This window comes from Actinomyces qiguomingii (assembly GCF_004102025.1).
Lineage (GTDB): Bacteria > Actinomycetota > Actinomycetes > Actinomycetales > Actinomycetaceae > Actinomyces > Actinomyces qiguomingii.
Map to the genome: position 1 here is coordinate 1,023,492 of NZ_CP025228.1, position 21,267 is coordinate 1,044,758.

Here is a 21,267-nt window from a genome sequence, read left to right on the forward strand (position 1 = left end):
CCTGGCCGTTGTGATTCGCGGGATGTTGCGCTTGTCCAGCCGGGTGCCGCATGCGGGGCCGCAGGTGCGGCACCTACTCGGGTGCGGGCGTCAGCTCAGCGCTGGTGAACTGCCTGATTTGGGCGTCATCCGGGGCGAGAGGCGCCGGAGTGTCCAGGTCATTGCCGAGCGTCTCGAAGGATCGGGCAGTGACCAGCAGCCGCGACTCCAGTGACCCGACGGCCTTGTTGTACGCGGTTACCGAACGCGCCAGGGCGGTCCCCAGAGCGTCCAGGTGCTTGGCGACCATGCCCAGACGCTCGTAGAGCGTGCGTCCTAGGGCGACCAGCTCGCGGGCGTCGTCGTTGACGGCGGTGCGGGCCCATGCGGATGCGCAGGTCCGCAGGAGTGCCAGGAGTGACGCGGGAGTGGTCAGCGCCACTCCGCGGTCGAGCGCATGCTCCATCAGCGTGGGATCAGCCTCCAGTGCTGCTGCCAGGATGGGCTCGGCCGGGACGAATAGCACCACCAGTTCTGGGGAGTCCTGGAGCGTGCGCGCGTAGTGACGATCGGCCAGTGCGTCGACGTGACCGCGCAGCGCCTTGGCGTGCGCGCCCAGCAGCTTGGCACGAAGCTGCTGTGGCTCCAGTTCTGCCGCCCCGGCGGCCTCGCGGTCCGAGCCGACGGCGCAGGCCTTCAGATAGGAGTCCAATGGGACCTTGGCATCCAGCGCCAGGTACCCTTGCCCCGGCAGCTTCACGACGACGTCGGGCCGCGACTTGGCGCCGACGCCCGCGCCTTCGACTCCGGATCGGCGACCGAGCACCGAGGCCACAGAACGCTGCTCGGTGAAGTCTATGTGCTGCATCATCCCGGATGCCTCGAGGATACGGGCGAGCTCGACCTCTCCCCACACGCCACGGGAGGTGCGTGAGCGCAGGGCGCCCTCCAACGCCGTCGTGGTGCGGCGAAGTTCCCGATCGGACTCGGCCCCCGCGCGCAATTGCTCGGTCAACGTGGCGTGCTCGGCGGCGCGTTGTTTCTCCATCTGCTCCACGCGGGCGCCCACCTGCTCCAGCTGGGCGCGGACCGGGGCGAGGGCGCGCAGTACGGAGCCGTCGCGTTCGGCACGCTCCTCGGCCACTGTGGTGCGTGCCGAGAGCTCTTCGGCGCGGGCGCGCCACTGGGCCGCCTCGGTGCGCAGGGCGGCGACCTCGTCGCGACCGCCGGCCCTGGCGGTAGCCGCGCGGGCCACGGCCAGGGCATAGCCGGCGACGGTGCCGACGAGCAGGCCGATAAACAGGAGCAGGATGGGTAGTGCGGTAGCCATGGAACCACCATGGCACGGGCCACCGACACGAATTCCACACGCTTAGTCGGCGGGCGAGGCACCAGGGCCCGGTGACGCCGTCGTGCCGGGAGGACTCATCTACACTCGCCCCGTGGCACTCACTATCGGAATCGTTGGACTGCCCAACGTCGGCAAGTCGACCCTGTTCAACGCCCTGACCCGGGCGACCGTCCTCGCGGCGAACTACCCCTTCGCCACGATCGAGCCGAACGTCGGCGTCGTCCCCCTGCCGGATCCGCGGCTGGACGCGTTGGCGCAGATGTTCAACTCCCAGAAGATCGTGCCCGCCACCGTCTCCTTCGTGGACATCGCCGGGATCGTGCGCGGCGCCAGCGAGGGGGAGGGGCTGGGCAACCAGTTCCTCGCCAACATCCGTGAGGCCGACGCCATCTGCATCGTTACCCGCGCCTTCGACGACCCCGACGTGGTCCACGTAGCCGGGAAGGTGGACCCCGCCTCGGATATCGAGACCATCACCACCGAGCTGATCCTGGCCGACATGCAGACCCTGGAGAAGACGGTCCCGCGCCTGGAGAAGGAGGTGCGGGGCAAGAAGACCGACGCCGCCGTGCTGGAGACCGCGCAGGCTGCGCTGAAGGTGCTGGAAGCGGGTGAGCTGCTCTCGGCCGCCGCGGCGGGCAAGGCGCTGGACGCCGAGATCCTGCGCGAGTTCCAGCTCATGACCACCAAGCCCTTCATCTACGTGTTCAACCTGGACGACGCCGGCATGCACGACGCCTCCCGCCAGCAGGAGCTGGGTGCGCTGGTGGCGCCCGCGGAGGCGGTGTTCCTGGACGCCCAGTTCGAGGCGGAGCTGGTGGAGCTGGAGCCCGAAGAGGCCGCTGAGATGCTGCGTGAGAACGGTCAGGAGGAGTCCGGTCTGGACAAGCTGGCGCGGGTGGGTTTCGACACGCTCGGTCTGCAGACCTTCCTGACGGCGGGGGAGAAGGAGTCGCGCGCCTGGACGATCCACAAGGGCTGGACCGCGCCGCAGGCGGCGGGCGTGATCCACACCGACTTCGAGAAGGGCTTCATCAAGGCGGAGATCGTCTCCTACGACGACCTCATGGAGTACGGCTCCCTGGCCGAGGTCCGTGCCCACGGGCGGGTCCGCATGGAGGGCAAGGACTACGTCATGGCCGACGGCGACGTGGTCGAGTTCCGCACGGGACTTACGTCTGGGAGTAAGAAGTGAGCGAGCAGGCCGCAGTGACAGTCCCCAGCGACGACGAAGCGCCGGACGGCAAGGTCGTCGACTATATCTCCGGCATCCAGGTGCCTGCCAAGCCTGAAGAGCTGCTCGCGGTCCAGCCGTTCGCCCGCCAACTCGTCGAGGACTACGGCTACCCCAAGGTGCACATCCGCACAAGGCCCCAGTGGCACGTGAAGGCGCGCCCGTCGGACCGGGCGAAGACTTATCCGGTCGACATCGCCGTCTTTAGCGGCGACCAGCATCGCGACGAAGACTTGTTCCTCGTGGTCGAGTGCAAGAAGCCGGACCGCCGCGATGGCCGGGACCAGTTGGAGGACTACCTCCGCCTCTCCCGCGCTTACCTCGGCGTCTGGACCAATGGGGACGAGCGCCTCTTCCTACGAAAGCGTGAGGCCAACGGTAAGGTCACCTTCGACGAGATCCCTAACATCCCGCGCTACGGGCAGCGCGTCGAGGACATCGGCCTGTTCAAGCGCGAGGATCTACGACCGACCCATAACCTCAAGGCCGTCTTCCGCTCGATCCGTAACTACCTGGCGGCGAACGCCGTCGGCATGACGCGCGACGAGCCCCTAGCTCAGCAGATCATGAACCTCATCTTCTGCAAGATCTACGACGAGCGATTCACGCGACGCGACGCTGTCGTCACCTTCCGGGCGGGCGTGGACGAACCCGTTGCCGACGTGGCGGCGCGCGTGAAGGAGTCCTTCGCTCACGTGGTCAAGCAGTACAGCGATGTCTTCGACGACACGGACAAGATCGAACTCGACGACCGCTCCATCGCCTACGTTGTAGGCGAGCTCCAGCAGTACTGCCTGATCGAGTGCGAACGCGACGTCGTCGGCGATGCCTTCGAGACGTTCATCGGACCCTCCCTCAAGGGCGGCCAGGGGCAGTTCTTCACGCCGCGCAATGTCACGCACCTGGTGCGGGCACTTGTGCGCCCGAAGATCCAGGACATGGTGCTCGACCCAGCCTGCGGCTCGGGCGGCTTCCTCGTCGAGGCCCTGCGTGGCCTGTGGGACCTCGTCGATGACCGTGCCGACGAGCTGCAGTGGCCTGACAGCGAGCGCGAGAGCGAGAAGCAGAAGGTCGCAATCCGCCAGCTGCGGGGGATCGACAAGGATGAGTTCCTCAGCAAGGTGGCCAAGGCCTACATGGCGCTACTCGGTGATGGTCGCGGTGGGATCTTCTGTGAGAACTCGCTGGTGCCGATGAGGGACTGGGGGCTCAAGGCTCGCCAGGAAGTCTCCGTCGGCGAGTTCGACGTCATCATGACTAACCCGCCGTTCGGTCAGAAACTCAAGGTTACCGAACGCACGACCCTGGCCCAGTACGACCTCGGCTCCAAGTGGCGCAAGGCCAAGGGTGGTGTCGGCTACGAGAAGACGGATAAAGTCGCGGACTCGCAGACCCCGCAGATCCTCTTCATTGAGCGCTGTCTCGACCTGCTCAAGGATGGCGGCCGCATGGGCATCGTCCTGCCGGAGTCGATGCTGTGCAATCCGTCTCACCGCTACATCATGCAGTACGTACTGAGCCGGGCGACGATCCACGCGGTCATTTCCGTGCACGAGAACCTCTTCCAGCCGTACACCCACGCCAAGACCGCCGTCGTGCTCTTGGAGAAGGGTGCTGAGCCAGCTGGCGAGTCGCACGACGTGTTCATGGCCGTCGCCCGCTGGTGCGGGCACGATTCACGAGGCCACTCAATCCCGTTCGACGACCTGCCCAAGATCGTCGAACGCTGGGAGAAGTATGCGGACGGTGAGGCGCTGGACTTCGACCACCTCGGCTTCGTCGTTGACTCCGCGCAGATCACGGACATGATCTACCTCCCCAAGTACTACAACCCCGAGGTCCGCGAGTCGGTTGAGCGCCTATCGAAGACCCATGACCTCGTGCGCCTGGGTGATCTGGTCACCCAAGGCGTGCTGTCAGTCTCGACCGGCGACGAGGTGGGCAAGCTGGCCTACGGCACGGGCTCGATCCCGTTCATCCGCACCAGCGACATTGCAAACTGGCAAATCAAGGGCGACCCCAAGCACGGCCTCAGAAGCTCTATACGAGTCGCTGGCGGATAAGCAAAATGTCGCCCCTGGCGACATCCTCATGGTCCGGGACGGCACCTACCTCGTCGGCACCTGTGCCATCGTGACTGACCTGGACTGGAAGATCGTCTACCAGAGCCACATCCTCAAGTTCAAGGTCCTCGACGAGAGCAGGATGGACCCCCATATGCTGCTCGCTCTGCTGTCGTCACCTGTGGTCAAGTCTCAGATCTTCGCCAAGCGCTTCACGCAGGACATCATCGACACCCTGGGTAGTCGCTGGGCTGAGCTGGTCCTGCCGGTGCCTAAGGACTCCAAGCGGTGCAAGGAGATCACCGACTCAGTGAAGAAGGCGATCCTGTTGCGGCGCGAGGCCTCCGAGCTTTCGTGGCAGGCCGTCCAGAAGGTCGCGCCGAAGGTGGAAGGGGACCTCGAGCTGCTCGGCGACGAGGCGGGGTACGGCTTCGGTATCCTGAACCAGTAGTTCAGATATCGCCTGAACTCGGGGTCGAGTTCAGGTTCAACGTGTGACGTTATTGATGCGCCACGTCATGTGTGTTACTCTAGGCGAGTGAACAGGTCATTCGGCGACCGGGACACGGAGCGCGTGTCGCTGCGTGAACCGGCCCGGCGGATCGACCCACGGATTCACCGGACGGCAAACCGGAAGCTGCATCAGCTCGACGCCATCAAGCCCATCCAGGCCCCATGAGTACCGATGGCGTCAGGGTGGTGGCGTACGACGCCGCCATGCGTGCAGACCTCGAGACCGGATATGTGCCTCGGTTCGTGTACGACAACTTCTATCTGGACGGCTGGGAGGTGCGCCAGCGCGAGGATCTTGCGCAGGTGCTTGCCCGAGAGGCCGATTGCTGCGACGTCGCCCTGGTCGGTGGGGAGCTCGCGGGGTGGGTATGCACGCGCATCCACGCGGAGGATTCAATGGGGGAGGTATACATGCTGTGTGTCGACCCCGAGTATCAGCGTCGGGGAGTGGGTGCGGCGCTGCTCAGGCATGCGCATGCAAGGGCGCACGACGCGGGTATGCGGATGGTCATGGTTGAGACCGGCGACGACGCGGGGCACGCCCCGGCGCGGGCCGCCTATGAGGCGGCTGGCTACGTGCGTTGGCCCGTGGCCAGGTACTTCAAAGAACTGTAGGCGGACTGGTGGACGGGGCCTCGGGATGGAGGGCATGCCGTCCATCTGCTTCCGACCGCTCCGGAGGGCCGATGGCATCGGCCTCGACGTAGTGCCCCCGACGGCAGGCGAGGCGGGCCTCGACGGGACTGCCGCAGTCCACGTGCACCGGATCTGGCGCAATCGGTGCCACGTTCGGCAGATGCTTGAGCCCCCATTGCTGCAGCGCCGCCAGCACGAGGGCGAGGTCGCGTCCCTTGGCGCTGAGAGTGTAGGCGTGCCGTTGCCTTAGTCCCGGCTCCTGGTAGGGCTCGACCTCCAGCACGCCATGCTCCACGAGCTTCCTGAGCCGTGCCGACAGGATCGAGCGCGGGCACCCGAGGCTCTCCTCCAGATCGCTGAACCGGTGTATGCCCCGGAAAACATCGCGAAGGATCAGCAGAGTCCACTTCTCGCCCAACAGTTCCAGGCTGGCCGCGATGGGGCAGGTGGTTTGCGGTCCCGTCATGGTGTCTGACACTCCCTGATCCGTTGCGGCTGTCGACGGCGCCGCGGTGCCTCGCGTGCACGCGGTGCCCGCGACGTGCGGATGTGCGGCCTCAATGCGGCGGAATAAGTTCATCGGCTCGCCCGCAGGCGCAGCCGCACCCGTGCGCGCTCGCCGACGAAGCCTACGCAACCCTGAGTTCGTTCTTGATACCTAACGATCGTAGCACCGAGGTTCGCGGCTCGCGACCAGGATGTGAAGGCAGCGCATGAGGAAGGAGGTATGGCTGGGAGGTATGGCTGGACTGTCCGGTTGACAGTGAAGTTGGCACAGGCTAGGTTCGGTTTCCGAACTTAGATGGTCTGCGCCTTCTTGGCGATTTCCTCGCCGGGAGCATGACCGGGACAGGAGCACATGTGATGAAGGCCTACGCGCTCACCTCTTACCGCAACGGTGGGACGCTCGAGTGGCTGGACGTACCCGAGCCTGTGGCCGGCCCGGGGCAGGTGGTGGTTGAGATTCGTGCGGCGGGCCTCAATCCGCTGGACCGCATGATCGCGGCCGGGCAGTTCCGGCAGCTGATTCCCTACCGGCTGCCGCAAGTGCTGGGGCAGGAGCTCGCCGGCGTGGTCACCGAGGTCGGCCCCGGCGTGGAGAACTTCGCGGTGGGCGATCACGTGTTCGGGCGTCCGGACATCAACCGGATCGGCGCCTTCACGCAGTCCATCGCAGTCGACGCCGACGACCTGGCCCCCATGCCCGCCGGACTCGGCTTCGCCGAGGCGGCCTCACTGCCGCTGGTGCTGCTCACGGCCGCGCAGGCCTTCATGGAGAAAGCGCGAGTCAAGCCGGGGGACAAGGTCTTCATCCAGGGAGGCACCGGGGGCCTCGGCTCAATCGCCATTCAGCTGGCCAAGCATCTCGGCGCCACAGTGGCAACCACTGTGAGCACCAAGAACGTTGACCTGGCCCGCGAACTGGGGGCCGACGTCGTCGTGGACTACCGGACCCAGCGGTACGAGGACCATGTCAAGGACTACGACGTCGTCCTGGACACCTTGGGAAAGGGCGAGACCTTGCGATCCATGAAGGTGCTTCGGCCGGGGGGCGTCATGGTCTCGGTGGTCGGCGCGCCTGACTCCGAGTTCGCGGCACAACTGGGCAAGCCGATCCTGAAGCCGGTCATGTGGCTGATGAGCCGCAGGGTGCGCCGCGCCGCAAAACAGCAAGGGGCCGGGTACAAGTTCCTCTTCATGCGCGCCGACGGCAGCCGCCTGGCGCAGCTCACCCCCGCCATTGAGGACGGCAGCATCAAGCCGCTGGTGGGGCACACCTTCGGGCTGGACGAACTGGAACAGGCCATGAAGTTGTCCGCCTCCGGGAAGGCCGCCCCGGGCAAGATCGTGGTGGAGGCCGGAGAGTGAGCACCGTGAAGTACTTCAATGGCTCATATGCGGACGCGCCGGTCGAACGCATGGCCGCACCCCAAGGGGCGTACTTCGCGTACCGGGCGGTCGGCTCCGACGGCGGGGTGCCCCTGCTGCTCCTGAATCACCTGGCGGCCACCCTCGACGGCTGGGACCCGCGGCTGGTCGACCAGTTGGCGCAGGACCGCCCGGTAGTAGCGGTGGATTACCGCGGCATGGGCGGCTCGTCCGGCTCGGCGCCCACCACCGTTGCGGGGATGGCCGACGGCGTGATCGAGTTCCTCGATGCTGCAGGGCTGGAACAGGTAGACGTCCTCGGGCTCTCGCTGGGCGGCTTCGTCACCCAGCAGCTACTGCTGACCCACCCGGAACGGTTCCGCAGGGCCGTGCTGGCCGGCACAGGCCCGGCGGGAGGCGTCGGCATCACCCGGGTGCCCGGCCTGACCTTCCGCGCCATGGCGCAGGCGGCCGTGACCCGCAAGGACGCCCGTCACTACCTGTTCTTCCCCGTGGCTGCCTGGGACAGGGCGGATGAGTTCCTGGGCCGTGTGGCTGCCTTCAAGCATCCCGACAGGGCCGCGCGGGTGCCCGGCCTCCTGCGCCAGCTCAAGGCCGTGCGCAGCTGGGGTCTGCAGGAGCCGCAGGACCTGTCCCGGATCGATCACCCGGCCCTGGTGGTGAACGGCGACAACGACCTCATGGTCCCCAGCTCCAACACCTTGGACCTGGGCCGGCGTCTGCCCGCCGCCAGGCTCGAAGATCTCTACCCCGGTGCCGGCCACGGCGCCATCTTCCAGGAGCCGGACCTTTTCGCCTCGCAGGTTCGCGCCTTCCTGGACTGACGGGGCTCCGCTGCCCATGGCCGTATAAACGGCTCCGCTCTGCCTGCCAGACACAGGTTCGGAGTCTGTCAGCGCGGTCCAGAGCACCAGGGCGCGCTTCTCGGTAGAGTTGCGATCGACTGGCATGCTTCGGCAACTAATCTTGAAAGGTAGCCCAATGCCTACCATTGTAGTCTCACGGCGCGTCCTCGCGCCCGATCCTCAAGTTCACGCGATCCTCGTTCAGGGGATCGCTCGCATCCAGGACTGCACGATTGTTGATGCCGGTCGGCCGATCCGAGTGGAACGAAAGCGCAACATGCTCCGAAACCGGTGGGCGATGGCAGCTGAGGTGTCGGTTGAGCAGGGAGTCGTTACCATTCACGTCGACGGGGCGGGCAGTAATCAGCGCGCGTTTAGCCAGGAGATCTTCGCTCTTCTGCCTGAGGGCATAGTTGATGATCAGGGTCTTGCTGACGCGACGGCGCACATGCATAAGTCGGAGCGGTTCTTTAGTAAGGCTGAGCTTCGCACGTTGCAGGATGATCTTCGTCCTGATGAGCGAGTGAAGATGCTCGTTTCGTGTGCTCTTGATGGCAGTGTCGGACTCCTCGTACTGACTGACAAGCGCCTGCTGTTAAAGGATCGTACCCTAGGCGCACAAGCAACGCGTGAGATCAACCCACGCCAGATCACGAGCATCAGCGCTGGGCGGTGGCTTGGCAACGAAACCATGGAATTCACGGTCAGTGGATCTGCTATCAAGGTCTCTAACCTCTCGTCCGGGCGTGCGGAAGAGTTGGCTCGGGCTATTCGCGAGGTTCAGGCGGCCGCAGATCAGCCCGTCCAGATTGTTCAGCAACTGGCTCAGCCGGTTGATGCTAGTCCTGTCGAGCAACTCAATGGGTTGGCGCAGCTTCACGCAAGTGGAGTCCTGACGGACGAAGAGTTCGCGGCGAAGAAGGCTGAGATTCTGGCGCGGATGTAGACAGGGTGCCGAGTTCTTCCGGTTTGAGGGTGGTGCCGTCCGAGTCCGGTGCGCCTGTGTCGGTGGCCTAATGGGGGGGATCCGCCTGAGGTGAGTAGTCTGCTAGGCCACCTGACTTCTTGTAACGTTGGTTGGCGGTCTCCTGTATTTCCCGGAGGCCTTCAGTCCTGGCGCGCCGTCACCAAAAGTGGTGCGAGTCAGAGGAACCGTTCACACCGGTAGCGCCACTGGAATGCCGTGAGGTGCCTGCGCGCGACGTCGTGGCCGCCACGCTACATGGCGGATATGACGGCATGCCGGAGGTCACCGCCGCGCTTGGCGGTTACATCGCCGCCCACAACCTTCGCACGGGACCCATGCTCAACATCTACCGGGTCGGCCCGGCGCACAACCCCGACCCCTCCACATGGGTGACGGATGCCTGCCTCCCGATCATTAAGGAGTAATTGTCGGTTCCGGCGCCCCTCCTGGAGCCGTCGGGGCAGGCCGTGGACGGCGACTCCCGACGCTCCAGGTCGGCACGGGCCTGGAGCTGCATGCACTGCCGGGGCGGAGCGCCGTGGTCGCCGATGACCTGATCACTCGGACCGACATGAGTGGAGAGCCGCTGGCAGGGCGAATGCTGATTGTCGTTTTACGACCCTGGGGTGTATTTCACGGCCACCCCGGGGTCGTGAAACACACCCCAGGGTCGAGATTCGTAAGCATGGCCGCACGAACCCTGACTCGAATCCAGTGCTGGCGGCCGAGGCCATGTGGTGCAGCTCGGTGTGAAGCCTGTTGTGGAACTCAACTTGAGGCACATCCGGGGTGTCCCGGTCCTGGTCGCCCTGACGACGGGATGCTATTCGGGTTGGGGTAGGCTAAGGATGAGCCGAGGCGTCGCGCGGCGCGGCTGTCAAAATCGATGCCAAACGCCTCTCGCCCCTGGTGGTGCCTGGCGAGACGTTGATATCCCAACGACCGCCGAGATAACTCGCCGCACACCACGCGGCAGCCCTGGCGATAAGGTGTATGTACAAGCGATCGAAGAAACAGGATTGAGATGCCCCAGACCCAGAACCTGTCCGCCAGTAGCTTCCTGAACGCCTGCACGGTTTCTCCGGACGTGCGCGAGCTGCGTCCCGACTATCGCAGCCTGCTCATCGTCGTCGAGGGCCTGGAGCTGCATGAGTTGCCGGCACAGAGCGCCGTAGTGGCTGACGACCTGATTACTCGGGCCGAGGAACGCTCCCAGGCGCTGCTCGCCGAGTCCCCCGTCACCGAACTGCCCCACGTGGCGGCATGGCGGGAGGCCTATCGGGCCTTCGGTGCGAAGCCGCAGCGCACCCGCAACAGCCTGGAGGCCCTGCTCCGGCGCGCGGGTGGTGGACTACCGCGGGTTAACGCCTTAACCGACATCTACAACGCGATCTCGGTGCTGCATCAGCTGCCGCTGGGAGGCGAGGACTTCAGCCGGTACCGCGGCCCCGCCCGGCTGATTCGCGCGAGCGGGGAGGAGCCGTATGACACCGTTGCGCACGGCGAGCCGGTCATCGAACATCCGGAACCGGGTGAGGTTGTCTGGCGTGACGAGGACGGTGTGACCTGCCGGCGCTGGAATTGGCGGCAGTGCCGCCGCACCGCCCTGACCGATGACACAACGACGGCCTTCTTCATCCTCGACGCACTCGATCCCGTGACCGACGACGAGTTGTCCGCCGCGGGCGACGCCCTGACCCGGGCACTAACCACCCTCGGAACCGACGTCCGTTCGACGCGGCGAATGATCTCCGGCGGCTAGCCGGGCGCCAGTAGCTGGCGGCCCGCGGCGTCGCGGGCGGGCTCGGGCCGGGACTACATGTGGCTCGATTCCCCCCGGGACGGGTTCTGCGATTGCCCGATGGAGGGACGTGATCAGGATGAGCAAACCGCTAGGCTCCAAAGCATGGACGAGCTGACTTACCTCACCGGCCGCGGCGCCGTCGTGCCCGAACAGATCGACGGCATGTTCGTCGGCTGGCCGAGCCCGCCCAGCCCGCAGCAACTCGTGGCAGTCATGGACGGCAGCCACCGGCGCGTCTGGGCACTGGATGGCGATCGCGTCGTCGGCTACATCAACGCCATCAGCGACGGCGTGCTCAACGCCTTCATCCCCTGGCTCGAGGTCCACCCCGACTACCAGGGCCGGGGAGTCGGCACGGAACTGGTGCGTCGACTGCTCACCCAGCTCGGCGACATGTACGCCGTCGACCTGTGCTGCGATCCGGAAATGCTGCCGTACTACGAGAGGCTCGGCTTCGCACGCCTGGCCGGCGCGGGCCTGCGCAATCCCCGCGCGATTACGGGCGGGGAAACGGCAAGGACGCCCGCGGATCTCTAGACCGCTCGCCCGCATCCCTGCCTCGGCAAGCGCCTGCGGCTCTACTCGGCGGGCGGTCTGCGCCGCAGGGTCTTGAGTTCCGCGCGCCGTCGCTTGGCCGCCAGACGACGACGCTGGGAACCGCGGGTGGGCTTGGTCGCCCGGCGCGTCACCGGCGGTGCGAGCGCACCCCGCAGCAACCCTGCCAGGCGCTCCCGCGCCGCCATCCGATTGCGGTACTGGGAGCGGTGTTCGGCCGCAGCAACCGTGAGCACCGTCCCGGTCAGGCGCTCGCTCAGGTTCTGCAGGGCTCGCTGGCGCTGCCGCTCGTCAAGCGCCGTCGTCGTCGCCAGGTCCAGGCTCAACTGGACGCGGGAGTCGGCGGTGTTGACGCCCTGGCCGCCGGGGCCGGAGGTGTGCGTGAACTGCTCGCTCAGTTCCGCCGCCGGCACCGTCAGCCCCCGCGGACAGCCGGGGCCGGGCGGGATCAACAGGTCCTTCATGTGACCAGTGTGCGCCGGGCCTACCCTGGGCGCATGCTTCCGGCCCAGCAGCCCCAGACCGTATTCACCGTCGCGGGCCGGCATGCGTTCGCCCTGGTGGCCCGCGAGGCCCGCGCCGACGGCGTCCGCGAAGTCCTCGCACCCCGCGTGCGGTGCACCGCCATGACCATCCCCTTCGAACTCGAGGGCCTGCGCGTCAACAACGTCGAGTGCGGCCCCACCGGCCTGCTCGACCCCGGCCCGCTCACCGCCGCGCTCGCGGCCTGCACGCGCCCGCCGCTCATCCTGCACGCCGAGACCTTCGGCAACCGGGCCGACGGCGAACTCCGCACCGCGCTCGCGGCCGCCCGCCGCAGCGGGGCGCGTATCGTCGTTGACGCCACCCACACGGCGCTGGAACGCGCCGACGAACTGCTGGCGGACGCCGGAACTACGCACCACCCCGACGCCGACTACCTGGTCGCCAGCCTGCGCAAGCTACTGCCCATCCCGCTCGGTGGCGTGGTTCGCGGGCTCGCCAGTCCGCCCGAGCTTGCCGGCGACCCCCTTAACGCGGACCTGACCGCCGTCGCCGAGATCGCCGAACGCCGCCCCGGTGTGCCCGCGCTCAAGGACGCCGTCGAGGACCTGCTCGACATCGCCTGGGCCCCAGCACCCATGCCGGGCACTTACCGCGTACGGCTCGCCCTGCCGGAGTTCAATGCCGAACTCTCCCGCCGTCGCGCCCGCCTGGCGCGCCTGCACGCCGCCGTCGCCGATCTGGACGTCGTCAATCCCGGGGTCGCCCACCCGCCCGTCATCGCCCACCCCCGCGCCGCCGCCATCCGGGCGGCACTCGCACGTGCCGGTTTCTCCCTGCCCCTGCACTGGGATGGAGCCACCGACGGGCTCGTGGCCCTGCCCGACGATCCGCAGGCGATCAAGATAGTGCACCGTTCGGCGGGTTCACGCCGCTCCTGACTCGCCTTTCTTGTTCGGCGAGGGGTCACAACGTAGTGGGTACCAATTATTGGTAGAATGGGGTCATGGCAACGAATACCTCCGTCAGCCTCGACGATCACTTCACCGGATTCATTGCGCACCAGGTCGGATCTGGACGTTACCGGTCCGCAAGCGAGGTCGTCCGCGCTGGCCTGCGCCTGTTGGAGGACCGGGAGACGGAACTGGCGGCGTTACGTGAAGCGCTTGCGGAAGGCGAGGCGAGTGGTCCTGCTGAGCCCTTCGACTTCGATGCCTTCATCGCCGCCAAAACCTCAAAGACGACATGAGCATCTATCGGCTGACCCCGGCGGCGCGTCGCGACCTGTCGGCGATCTGGGATTACACCGAAGAGCGGTGGGGACCGTTGCAGGCCGAGACGTATGTGCGTAAGTTGCAGGCAGGGCTGGAACGTCTAGCAGATGATCCGCGCCGGGGGCATGCTCGTGATGAGGTGCGTCCCGGGTTCCTGAGCTACCCGGTCGGACGCCATGTCATCTTTTATATGGAACAGGCGGACGGCGTCGACGTCATCCGTGTCCTCCCTCAACGCGTGGATCCTGCCAGGCATCTGTAGTTTCGTCACAACCGCCAACTGCTACACCCGTAGGACGCCGCGCCAGCCGCGCGCCCCATAGTAGGACTCGGCACCGTTGTGGTAGACGAAGACCCGGCCGAAGCGCCGGTCGCCGAACAGCGCCCCGCCCAGGGCGCGCACGTCCGCCGGCGTCGCCAGCCAGGTCGAGGTCTTCAAGTCGAACTCCCCCAGGCTCTGCAGGTGGTGGTACTCCGCCTCGCCCATGAGCTGGGCGCCGAAGGCCGCCGCCTCGCCCGCGGCGCTGCCCCGCGGTGGGTTCCTCTTGCGGGAGCGCAGCGCCTCCTCATCCAGGCAGAGGCTGCGCCGGCCTGCGGGGGACTCGGTCGCGCAGTCGTAGAAGACGAATTCGTCCGCCTGCGCGTCATAGGCGACGACGTCGGGCTCCCCACCCGTGTCCTCCATGCGCCTGAGCACGGTCAGTGCCTCGGGACGCGCAGCCAGGCGCGTGGCGACCGCATCCCAGGAGATGCCCTCGTGCCGGTGCGGATGCGCCTCAAAACGGGCCCTGAGCACGTCTATCATGTCGTCCCCTCGTCCAGCTGTGCCATTGGCCGGGCTCATTGTCGCTTATCCGGGCGTGCCGCGGGGCAGGCTCCGCGGTGTGGCGGATGGAGCTGCGGATCACTCCCCGGCCCGTCACGCGACGGCAACACGGACGCTCTCTAGGATCGCTCCCGTAGCAGACACAAAGGGAGGAAGCATGATCAGGGTAGCGATCAACGGATACGGCAACCTCGGGCGCGGCGCCGAGCAGGCCGTCACCAAGAACGAGGACATGGAGCTCGTCGTCGTCTTCACCCGGCGCGACCCGGCGACGGTGACCACTCAGGGCGCGCCCGTCGCCCACGTGAACGACATGCCCGCCTGGGCCGACAAGGTGGACGTCTGCCTGAACTGCGGCGGCTCAGCCACCGACCTGGTCGAGCAGACCCCGGCCGCCGCCGCCCTGTTCAACACGGTCGACTCCTTCGACACCCACGCCCGCATCCCCGAGCACTTCGCGGCCGTCGACGCCGCCGCCAGGGCCGGCGGACACGTCGCCCTGATCTCCACCGGCTGGGACCCCGGTCTGTTCTCCATGCTGCGGGTCCTGGGCGAGTCCGTCCTGCCCGACGGCGCCACCACCACCTTCTGGGGTCCCGGCGTCTCGCAGGGGCACTCCGACGCCCTGCGCCGCATCGACGGCGTGATCGACGCCAAGCAGTACACCCGGCCGGTCGAGGCGACCGTCGCCGCGGTCAAGGCGGGCGACGACGTCGAACTCACCACTCGCTCCATGCACACCCGCGAGTGCTACGTGGTGGCCGAGGAAGGCGCCGACCTGGCCCGTATCGAGCGGGAGATCAAGGAGATGCCCAACTACTTCGCCGACTACGACACCGCCGTCAACTTCATCACCGCCGAGGAACTGACCGCCGAGCACGCCGGCATCCCGCACGGCGGCACCGTGGTTCGCCGCGGTCACACCTCCGACGGCGTGGCCGAGACCGTGAACTTCGAGCTGCAACTTGACTCCAACCCGGAGTTCACCGGCTCTGTAGTGGCCGCCATGGGGCGGGCGGTGGCGAGGATGGCTGCGCGCGGCGAGTCCGGTGCGCGTACCGTCTTCGACGTGACGCTGGCGGACCTGTCCGCCAAGTCCCCTGAGGACCTGCGCGCCCACTACCTGTGAGGCGCGACCGGGCACGGGCGTCCCGCCGATCCCTCACGCGAGTGGGTAGGCGTGACCGTCCGTGCCCGCAGCCCGATAGCAATGACGGCGGTGAAAGCGTTCGACGTTCCTGGCCTCGATGACGTGACTGTCTGGGGCGAGAGCGCTCCGCGCGCCATGGGGTGGGCGGCTCGCGGCGCGACGCCGAGGGATTCGCTCTGCGGGCCGTGCAGGCAGGCTGGCAGACGGTCGCATGCGACCTGCCCGAGGGACTGCTGCCTTGGGACTGCGTGCCGTACCTGCGGGATCTGGTTGCGCGGATGCGGCAGCGGTGGCCAGTGCTTGGCTTGCGCGCCACCAGCATCGGGGCCTGGCTGTCTCTGGTGGCGCTGCGTGATGTGCCCCTGACGCTGGCCCTGTTCCAGTCTCCGTTGTTGGACATGGCCGGCATGATCGAGCAGATGATGCGCCAGGTGGGGGTGTCCCGGGAGCGGTTGGCCGATCGGGGAGCAATTCGCACCGATGCGGGCGTGCTGTCCTGGCGCTATCTCGCCTATGCGGAGGCGAACTGCGTGGCTGCCTGGGAGGTGCCGACGTGGATCATTGTGGGGGAGCGGGATGAACTGATTTCGCGCAAGTCGGTAGAGGACTTCTGCAGCCGCTTCGGCGCGGACCTGACGGTTGTTCCGGGCGGCGCCCACTGGCTGCACGCGCCAGGAGAGGTGGACGCAGTGGCCCAGTGGGAACGGCTGCGGCTCCAGCAGGGCCCAAGGGCGCGTTGGCAGGCTCTCCCTGCTGAGTGAGGTGTCACGGATTGCACCACTTTTACCCCGCGCCGACCTGAACCGCGGAGGCAAACCGCATGATCGCGCTGCTACATCCGGGATGCATCACCACCGCCGGCTGAAAGTGGTGCAGTCCGTGCCAAGGCTCACGGTTATCGTCCACGGTCATTGTCCGGGGCTGCTGGCCAGGCGGCTGACTGGGGCCGCTGGTAGTCAGCTCAGGGCTCTTAGCCGCGGCTGTCTGCGAGCTCATTGCAGCGGTGGGGCGGCGGGGCAGCTGGCGGATACCGCCAGGAGGCGCATCCTCGGCCCCGAGCTGAGCCGAGCGCACGAGGGAGCGCGCCTGAACCGTTATCTTGATAGCTTCGCAGCTGCGGGCGCTCCCGAGGCGCCGTGTTTCCATCCCGACAGTAGACAGGATCCCGACATGAAGACTCCTTTCTGAAGACCACCACCACGGCCGCTGCGCTCGTTCTCGCACTTGGCCTGAGCGCCTGCGGCAGCAACAGCTCGAATGACGCTGAGCAGTCCGCATCTCCAGCGGTCGCGGACTCGGTAACCGCAGCCGAGGGGGGAGCAGGCTCTCAGCCGGATGCAGGTGCGGACGCGCCACTGCCTTTGGAGGACATCAAGGTTGGGGGCTCTTTCTCTGGCACTCTCGACGGCGAGCCCTTCGATATCGAGAATGCCGGGGTGGCCTGCGGCTCGCAGGACGGCCAGACCACGATGGGTGTGGGCCCGACGGATTCCGTGATTTCGGACGCGGGGGTGCGCTCGGTGTCCCTGGCGATCGACGACGCCTCAAGCGAGGTCCGACTTCTCACCATCGTCCCCGTCATCGGTGCTTGGTTCTCCCAAGATTGCGCGGGATCTACAGGCACCGGTGTGCAGGTGGGGGAGAGGCATGGAACACGGCGCCGTCCTGTAGGTTCGAATCGATGTAAAATCGTCTGTGTCCTGCAGGCTGACGAGACTGCGTGGGTTGTACCTCCTTGGGTGCGCCCGCATGACGCAACAGGAGGATCGTGCACGACACCTGGAATCCCTGGCACGGCTGCCGCCGTGTCTCCGAGGGCTGCGACAACTGCTTCATGATGTTCCGCGACGCCTCTTGGGGCGTCGACGGCGAAGTCATCCGCCGTGTCGGCGACGACGGTTTCCGCTACCCGCTCGCCGTCGACCGCGCGGGTGCGTATAAGGTCCGCGCCGGCGAGATGCTGCGCGTATGCATGACCAGCGACTTCTTCCTGCGCCAGGCCGACCCCTGGCGCGAGGAGGCCTGGGATATCATCCGCGCCCGCCCGGACGTGAAGTTCTTCCTGCTGACAAAGCGCCCGCACCGCGTGGCCCGCTGCCTACCCGATGATTGGGGCGACGGTTGGGACAACGTCATGCTCTCGGTGTCCATCGAGAACCAGCGCCGCACCGATCAGCGCCTGCCCGTGCTGCTCGACCTGCCCTTCGCCCACAAGGGCGCCATGGCGGCGCCCCTGATCGGCCCCATAGAGCTGGCCGGCTACTTGGCTGACGGACAGATCGAGCAACTGATCGTGGGCGGGGAGAACTACGGCGGCGCCCGGCCCCTCGACGTCGACTGGGTCCGCTCCCTGCGTGCACAGTGCGAGCAGGCGGACGTGTCCATGACCTTCATCGAGACCGGCTCCACGCTTATCAAGGATGGGCGCACCTACCGGATGGGCTCCAAGCGCAACCAGTCCGTGCAGGCCCACCGCTCCGGCTTGTCCTACGCGGCGCAGGGCCGCCGACCCTGGCACCTGCGCGCCCCGCTCGGTTGGGAGATCCCGGCTGCCGATCTGCACGTACCCCAATTCGACGGCGACTGCCTGACCTGCGGCTCCCGCCCCATCTGCAACGGCCTGTATCGGGGGCGCTGCGCCTGAAGGCTCAGGTCCTAGTTCATTGTCGTCTGGAGGGGATGGACATCGCCACGACAGAATCCCGGCGGGCCTGCGCCGGGGTAGGGTCGGGGCATGACGACGACGCTTCCCTGGTCCGCAGGACGCTGGCTGAACCCGCCCGCCGCAGTCGAGGAAAGGGATGGGGACCTGCTGGTCACCGCCGTGGAGAAGTCCGATGCGTGGAGGCGCACCAGCTACGGCTTCATCGTCGACACTGCCCACGCTCTGCTGGCTCCCTTCGAGCAAAACACCGCGGTTGAGGTGGACATGACCGCGGCCTTCACCGACAACTTCGACCAGGCCGGCATTATGGTGCGCGTGGACGCCGAGAACTGGGTGAAGGCCGGGGTTGAGTTCTCCGACGGCACTTGTCAGCTGGGCGCCGTCGTCACGGCCGGCAGCTCAGACTGGTCGGTGGCCCCCGTGCCCGACTGGCAGGGCAAGCGTGTGCGCATCCGCGTCAGCCGCAAAGGTGACGCGCTCACAATGCGTGCGGGGCGCATTTCGCCCGACGGCACCGCCGCCCTGCACATGGTGCGTCTGCTGCCCTTCCCTGAGAATGCCGTTGCCCAGGCCGGACCCTTCCTGTGCGCTCCCAGCCGAGCCGGACTGACTGTGCCCTTCCATGCCTGGCGGGTAACCGAGGCCGACACCTCACTCCACTGATTGACGGTGTCCATGGGTGATATCACCCGGCTGAATGCCTACGGCAATAGCTCTGTAGCGCCCAAGTTGCCGCCTGGATGACGTCGTCATGCGTGACGCCGTGTTTGCTCGCGGCGGGATGTACTCTCATACCGACGAGGTGGCAAGTGCCCGCCGGATGAAATCGGAGCGGTTAAGGCCTACGCGTGTGGCTGCCTCATCAACGGCCCGAAGCTCCTCTTCTGTGAGGCGCACAGCAATCACCTGCGATGGGGTAGCCCCGCGACTGGGGCGTCCACGACCGCGGCGCTTCGGCTCGTCCACGTCGTAGCCGCGTTCGGCCTTATCTACCCACTCTTGGATCTGTTCCTCAGTTATCAGGTTCTTCCGGTTTATGGGTGTGTTCGCCGAGTTCGGTAGATATAACCATCGAGTTCGGTAGATATAACCATCGAGTTCGGTAGATATAACCATCGAGTTCGGTCGGTATGACGATCGAGTTCGGTCGGTATGACGATCGAGTTCGGTCGTTATTACCATCGAGTTCGGTTGGTGGGGCTGGCGGGGTGGGGGAAGTGTCCAGATTCGGCATGAACGAGGTTCCCCGCCCGACGCCTTCCGCCAGATCCGTATGATTCCGACGATTCTGAGGGTGTGTGTTGGGAGGTGCGGGGTGTTTGTGCCGATTTTGGACACTTTGACTCCCTGGTTCCGGCCTACCGCCCTGATGTGGTGAGCAGGCCAGGGCCTCTGGTTGCCGACTGGCCCCCCTTGTCCGATCGGTTGGGACATTTTTGGCGATGAACTTGGCCCGTGGCCCAGCCGGGCGCGCGGCCCGGCCCGGCCCACAGTCCGGCCCGGCCCACAGTCCAGCCCGGCCGCTGCCAGGCCGGGCCTGGCTGCCGGCGATGCCGGCGACGTCCGCGGCCTAGGGCTAGAGCATCTTGACTGTTGACCTTGGGTGCGCCGGCGTCCAAGGCAACCCCACCGGCCCGAGTCAGCACCCCCACACCCGGACCGTCTGGCTGCGGTTGGACCGTCTGCCTGCCGTTGGACCGTCTGGCTGCGGTTGGACCACCTGAAACGCACTCTCAGACGGTCCAACCGCAGGAGCGCGGTCCAAGCGCAGGAACGCGGTCCAAGTACGCGGCCAGCAGCCGGCCGGGCCCACACCCACCCACTACACCCTCAAACCGGAAGAGCCCCATTAGCGCACCCTCAGACCGGAAGGCCCCGGAATCCGCGTCAATGCCGAATCGCTTGCCGGTGACAGTGAGCTGCGCCCCGCAGGTGAGTAGGCCGGCATCCGGCTCACATGCTCCCGAGGTCACATCTCTCCACGCATGCAAACTGAAAGTTCCCATAGTCTTGATATAGTCGTAGCCGGGGCTCCCAGGTAACGGCCCCGTCCCGACAGATCGACAGGAACCCCAATATCATGAAGACTTCCATCGTGAAGGCCGCTACAACCACGGTTGCGCTGGTACTTGGCTTTGGCATTAGTGCCTGCGGAAGCAGTAGCTCGAACGACGCCGAGGAATCGTCTGCTGGCTCGGCGACGGCTGAGACTGACTCAGCGATCTCCGCGGACGACGTGAAGGTTGGTGGTTCCTTCTCCGGCACCCTCAACGGCGAGCCGTTCGAGATTGACGATGTGGGAGTAGCCTGCCTATCGGGGGACGGTCAGACTTCGATTGGTGTCGCCCCGGTCGACGCCTTGTTAACTGATACAGACGTGAGCTCGGTGTCTCTCGTCATCGACGAGGCATCGAATGACGTCACGCTGATCACGATTGTTCCGGCTGGCGGTACAACGCTCAACTACACGAATATCGGGGGCTACAGCAGTGGTGTGGGCAGCGCGCAGGTGGAGGTGAACGATTCCACATACACTGTGACGGGTGAGGCGGCTCCGAGCGGCTCGACCGAGACCGAGACCCAGGCCTTCAACTTCGTCATCACCTGCCCCAGTCCTGAGTCCTGACAGGTTGTTGGGGTGGTTGGGGTTTTCGTTGGTGTGGTGCGGTTGGGTTGGTGGTCGTGGGGCACTAATCCGGTGGCTTGTAGAGTGCGGGGGCGTGACTCCGTATATTCGTGAGGTGCGTACCGCTTCTGGTGCTACGGCGGTGCAGATCGTGGCTAAGGAGCGCGGGTGCACCGATCACCCCCGCTGGCATCAGACCGGCCGGCACTAGTCCCGCCGGCGTCGCTCCGGCCGGCACGAATCCCGCCGGCATCATCCCCCGCTGGCACTAGTCCCGCTGGCGTCAGTCCGGCCGCTATGAAATCCGCTGGCGCCCTGTTCGCCGGGCGGCTCGTCGGGTCGTCAGCTCCCACCTAACTCACAAGCGTCCTCAAACTGGGAGAACTGGTTAATGAGCTTGCTGGTG

The 21,267-nt window shown here is 66.4% G+C and carries 23 protein-coding genes; 18 read left to right on the top strand and 5 right to left on the bottom strand.

Annotated elements, in window-relative coordinates; all coding sequences use genetic code 11:
- Positions 1-73: 73 nt before the first annotated feature.
- Positions 74-1,309, bottom strand: coding sequence for a DNA recombination protein RmuC (locus CWT10_RS04140; protein ID WP_103063410.1), 1,236 nt, complete (start codon positions 1,307-1,309; stop codon positions 74-76).
- A gap of 112 nt (positions 1,310-1,421) precedes the next feature.
- Between CWT10_RS04140 and ychF the strand changes: the two genes are divergently transcribed.
- The 4 genes from ychF to CWT10_RS04160 all read left to right on the top strand — a co-directional run bounded on the left by ychF (position 1,422) and on the right by CWT10_RS04160 (position 5,755).
- Entirely contained in the window at positions 1,422-2,525 is a 1,104-nt protein-coding gene (gene ychF / locus CWT10_RS04145; protein ID WP_103063553.1) for a redox-regulated ATPase YchF, read from the top strand.
- The gene (locus CWT10_RS04150; RefSeq protein WP_103063411.1) at positions 2,522-4,627 is read left to right on the top strand and encodes a type I restriction-modification system subunit M; all 2,106 of its coding nucleotides are present in this window, start codon (positions 2,522-2,524) and stop codon (positions 4,625-4,627) included. Before ychF ends, CWT10_RS04150 begins: the two co-directional genes overlap by 4 nt.
- 70 nt (positions 4,628-4,697) lie before the next feature.
- Positions 4,698-5,078, top strand: a complete 381-nt coding sequence (locus CWT10_RS04155) for a restriction endonuclease subunit S domain-containing protein (protein ID WP_128683283.1) — start codon at positions 4,698-4,700, stop codon at positions 5,076-5,078.
- Between the two features lie 224 nt (positions 5,079-5,302).
- Positions 5,303-5,755, top strand: a complete 453-nt coding sequence (locus tag CWT10_RS04160; protein WP_103063413.1) for a GNAT family N-acetyltransferase — start codon at positions 5,303-5,305, stop codon at positions 5,753-5,755.
- On the opposite strand, the gene CWT10_RS04165 is transcribed toward CWT10_RS04160, so the two are convergent.
- On the bottom strand, positions 5,742-6,242 hold the full coding sequence (locus CWT10_RS04165) for a winged helix-turn-helix transcriptional regulator (protein ID WP_103063554.1): 501 nt from the start codon (positions 6,240-6,242) through the stop codon (positions 5,742-5,744). The genes CWT10_RS04160 and CWT10_RS04165 overlap by 14 nt on opposite strands.
- A 398-nt stretch (positions 6,243-6,640) precedes the next feature.
- On the opposite strand from CWT10_RS04165, the gene CWT10_RS04170 reads away from it, so the two are divergent.
- The 6 genes from CWT10_RS04170 (at position 6,641) to CWT10_RS04195 (ending at position 11,819) form a co-directional block, all read left to right on the top strand.
- Entirely contained in the window at positions 6,641-7,645 is a 1,005-nt protein-coding gene (locus CWT10_RS04170) for an NADP-dependent oxidoreductase (protein WP_103063414.1), read from the top strand.
- Positions 7,642-8,490 (top strand): alpha/beta fold hydrolase, encoded by an 849-nt coding sequence (locus tag CWT10_RS04175; protein WP_103063415.1) that lies wholly within the window; start codon positions 7,642-7,644, stop codon positions 8,488-8,490. Before CWT10_RS04170 ends, CWT10_RS04175 begins: the two co-directional genes overlap by 4 nt.
- Positions 8,491-8,647: 157 nt before the next feature.
- Positions 8,648-9,457, top strand: coding sequence for a PH domain-containing protein (locus CWT10_RS04180; protein ID WP_158247662.1), 810 nt, complete (start codon positions 8,648-8,650; stop codon positions 9,455-9,457).
- A gap of 131 nt (positions 9,458-9,588) precedes the next feature.
- Entirely contained in the window at positions 9,589-9,903 is a 315-nt protein-coding gene (locus CWT10_RS17765) for a GyrI-like domain-containing protein (protein WP_332881191.1), read from the top strand.
- 599 nt (positions 9,904-10,502) lie between these two features.
- Positions 10,503-11,240, top strand: a complete 738-nt coding sequence (locus CWT10_RS04190) for a B3/B4 domain-containing protein (RefSeq protein WP_103063418.1) — start codon at positions 10,503-10,505, stop codon at positions 11,238-11,240.
- Positions 11,241-11,384: 144 nt separating this feature from the next.
- The gene (locus CWT10_RS04195) at positions 11,385-11,819 is read left to right on the top strand and encodes a GNAT family N-acetyltransferase (RefSeq protein WP_103063419.1); all 435 of its coding nucleotides are present in this window, start codon (positions 11,385-11,387) and stop codon (positions 11,817-11,819) included.
- Positions 11,820-11,860: 41 nt separating this feature from the next.
- Here CWT10_RS04195 and arfB read toward each other — a convergent pair whose 3' ends face one another.
- Positions 11,861-12,301 carry an alternative ribosome rescue aminoacyl-tRNA hydrolase ArfB gene (gene arfB, locus CWT10_RS04200; RefSeq protein ID WP_103063420.1) on the bottom strand — a complete coding sequence of 147 codons (441 nt, stop codon included), beginning with the start codon at positions 12,299-12,301 and terminating at the stop codon, positions 11,861-11,863.
- Between the two features lie 33 nt (positions 12,302-12,334).
- Here arfB and CWT10_RS04205 point away from each other — a divergent pair, with 33 nt between their 5' ends.
- From CWT10_RS04205 to CWT10_RS04215, 3 genes are all read left to right on the top strand, one after another.
- The gene (locus CWT10_RS04205) at positions 12,335-13,261 is read left to right on the top strand and encodes a hypothetical protein (protein ID WP_128683284.1); all 927 of its coding nucleotides are present in this window, start codon (positions 12,335-12,337) and stop codon (positions 13,259-13,261) included.
- Positions 13,262-13,326: 65 nt separating this feature from the next.
- Positions 13,327-13,569 carry a type II toxin-antitoxin system ParD family antitoxin gene (locus CWT10_RS04210; protein ID WP_103063422.1) on the top strand — a complete coding sequence of 81 codons (243 nt, stop codon included), beginning with the start codon at positions 13,327-13,329 and terminating at the stop codon, positions 13,567-13,569.
- Positions 13,566-13,856, top strand: a complete 291-nt coding sequence (locus CWT10_RS04215) for a type II toxin-antitoxin system RelE/ParE family toxin (RefSeq protein ID WP_103063423.1) — start codon at positions 13,566-13,568, stop codon at positions 13,854-13,856. The genes CWT10_RS04210 and CWT10_RS04215 overlap by 4 nt, the downstream gene beginning before the upstream one ends.
- A 21-nt stretch (positions 13,857-13,877) precedes the next feature.
- Here the strand turns inward: CWT10_RS04215 and CWT10_RS04220 are convergent, their stop codons facing one another.
- Entirely contained in the window at positions 13,878-14,399 is a 522-nt protein-coding gene (locus tag CWT10_RS04220) for a DUF4256 domain-containing protein (RefSeq protein WP_199176349.1), read from the bottom strand.
- A gap of 178 nt (positions 14,400-14,577) precedes the next feature.
- Between CWT10_RS04220 and CWT10_RS04225 the strand changes: the two genes are divergently transcribed.
- The 4 genes from CWT10_RS04225 to CWT10_RS04240 all read left to right on the top strand — a co-directional run bounded on the left by CWT10_RS04225 (position 14,578) and on the right by CWT10_RS04240 (position 18,898).
- Positions 14,578-15,549 (top strand): diaminopimelate dehydrogenase, encoded by a 972-nt coding sequence (locus CWT10_RS04225; RefSeq protein ID WP_103063425.1) that lies wholly within the window; start codon positions 14,578-14,580, stop codon positions 15,547-15,549.
- A 161-nt stretch (positions 15,550-15,710) separates the two neighbouring features.
- Complete coding sequence (locus CWT10_RS04230) at positions 15,711-16,331, top strand: alpha/beta fold hydrolase (protein ID WP_103063426.1); 621 nt, start codon at positions 15,711-15,713, stop codon at positions 16,329-16,331.
- Between the two features lie 1,007 nt (positions 16,332-17,338).
- Positions 17,339-18,214 carry a DUF5131 family protein gene (locus CWT10_RS04235; RefSeq protein ID WP_103063428.1) on the top strand — a complete coding sequence of 292 codons (876 nt, stop codon included), beginning with the start codon at positions 17,339-17,341 and terminating at the stop codon, positions 18,212-18,214.
- A gap of 90 nt (positions 18,215-18,304) precedes the next feature.
- Positions 18,305-18,898, top strand: a complete 594-nt coding sequence (locus CWT10_RS04240) for a DUF1349 domain-containing protein (RefSeq protein WP_103063429.1) — start codon at positions 18,305-18,307, stop codon at positions 18,896-18,898.
- Positions 18,899-19,024: 126 nt separating this feature from the next.
- On the opposite strand, the gene CWT10_RS17770 is transcribed toward CWT10_RS04240, so the two are convergent.
- Complete coding sequence (locus tag CWT10_RS17770) at positions 19,025-19,669, bottom strand: ribbon-helix-helix domain-containing protein (protein WP_332881192.1); 645 nt, start codon at positions 19,667-19,669, stop codon at positions 19,025-19,027.
- A gap of 646 nt (positions 19,670-20,315) precedes the next feature.
- On the opposite strand from CWT10_RS17770, the gene CWT10_RS04250 reads away from it, so the two are divergent.
- Positions 20,316-20,861: a lipoprotein LpqH gene (locus tag CWT10_RS04250; protein WP_103063431.1), complete on the top strand. Its 546-nt coding sequence runs from the start codon at positions 20,316-20,318 to the stop codon at positions 20,859-20,861.
- Positions 20,862-21,267 lie beyond the last annotated feature (406 nt).

Excerpts from the sequence above, each read along its gene's own strand:
- CWT10_RS17770 (WP_332881192.1), bottom strand. The coding sequence starts at position 19,669 with ATGTCCCAACCGATCGGACAAGGGGGGCCAGTCGGCAACCAGAGGCCC.
- CWT10_RS04195 (WP_103063419.1), top strand. The coding sequence starts at position 11,385 with ATGGACGAGCTGACTTACCTCACCGGCCGCGGCGCCGTCGTGCCCGAA.
- CWT10_RS04210 (WP_103063422.1), top strand. The coding sequence starts at position 13,327 with ATGGCAACGAATACCTCCGTCAGCCTCGACGATCACTTCACCGGATTC.
- CWT10_RS04170 (WP_103063414.1), top strand. The coding sequence starts at position 6,641 with ATGAAGGCCTACGCGCTCACCTCTTACCGCAACGGTGGGACGCTCGAG.
- CWT10_RS04225 (WP_103063425.1), top strand. The coding sequence starts at position 14,578 with ATGATCAGGGTAGCGATCAACGGATACGGCAACCTCGGGCGCGGCGCC.
- CWT10_RS04165 (WP_103063554.1), bottom strand. The coding sequence starts at position 6,242 with ATGACGGGACCGCAAACCACCTGCCCCATCGCGGCCAGCCTGGAACTG.
- CWT10_RS04240 (WP_103063429.1), top strand. The coding sequence starts at position 18,305 with ATGACGACGACGCTTCCCTGGTCCGCAGGACGCTGGCTGAACCCGCCC.
- CWT10_RS04160 (WP_103063413.1), top strand. The coding sequence starts at position 5,303 with ATGAGTACCGATGGCGTCAGGGTGGTGGCGTACGACGCCGCCATGCGT.
- CWT10_RS04180 (WP_158247662.1), top strand. The coding sequence starts at position 8,648 with ATGCCTACCATTGTAGTCTCACGGCGCGTCCTCGCGCCCGATCCTCAA.
- CWT10_RS04250 (WP_103063431.1), top strand. The coding sequence starts at position 20,316 with ATGAAGACTTCCATCGTGAAGGCCGCTACAACCACGGTTGCGCTGGTA.
- arfB (WP_103063420.1), bottom strand. The coding sequence starts at position 12,301 with ATGAAGGACCTGTTGATCCCGCCCGGCCCCGGCTGTCCGCGGGGGCTG.
- CWT10_RS04140 (WP_103063410.1), bottom strand. The coding sequence starts at position 1,309 with ATGGCTACCGCACTACCCATCCTGCTCCTGTTTATCGGCCTGCTCGTC.
- CWT10_RS04220 (WP_199176349.1), bottom strand. The coding sequence starts at position 14,399 with ATGATAGACGTGCTCAGGGCCCGTTTTGAGGCGCATCCGCACCGGCAC.
- CWT10_RS04215 (WP_103063423.1), top strand. The coding sequence starts at position 13,566 with ATGAGCATCTATCGGCTGACCCCGGCGGCGCGTCGCGACCTGTCGGCG.
- CWT10_RS04205 (WP_128683284.1), top strand. The coding sequence starts at position 12,335 with ATGCTTCCGGCCCAGCAGCCCCAGACCGTATTCACCGTCGCGGGCCGG.
- CWT10_RS04190 (WP_103063418.1), top strand. The coding sequence starts at position 10,503 with ATGCCCCAGACCCAGAACCTGTCCGCCAGTAGCTTCCTGAACGCCTGC.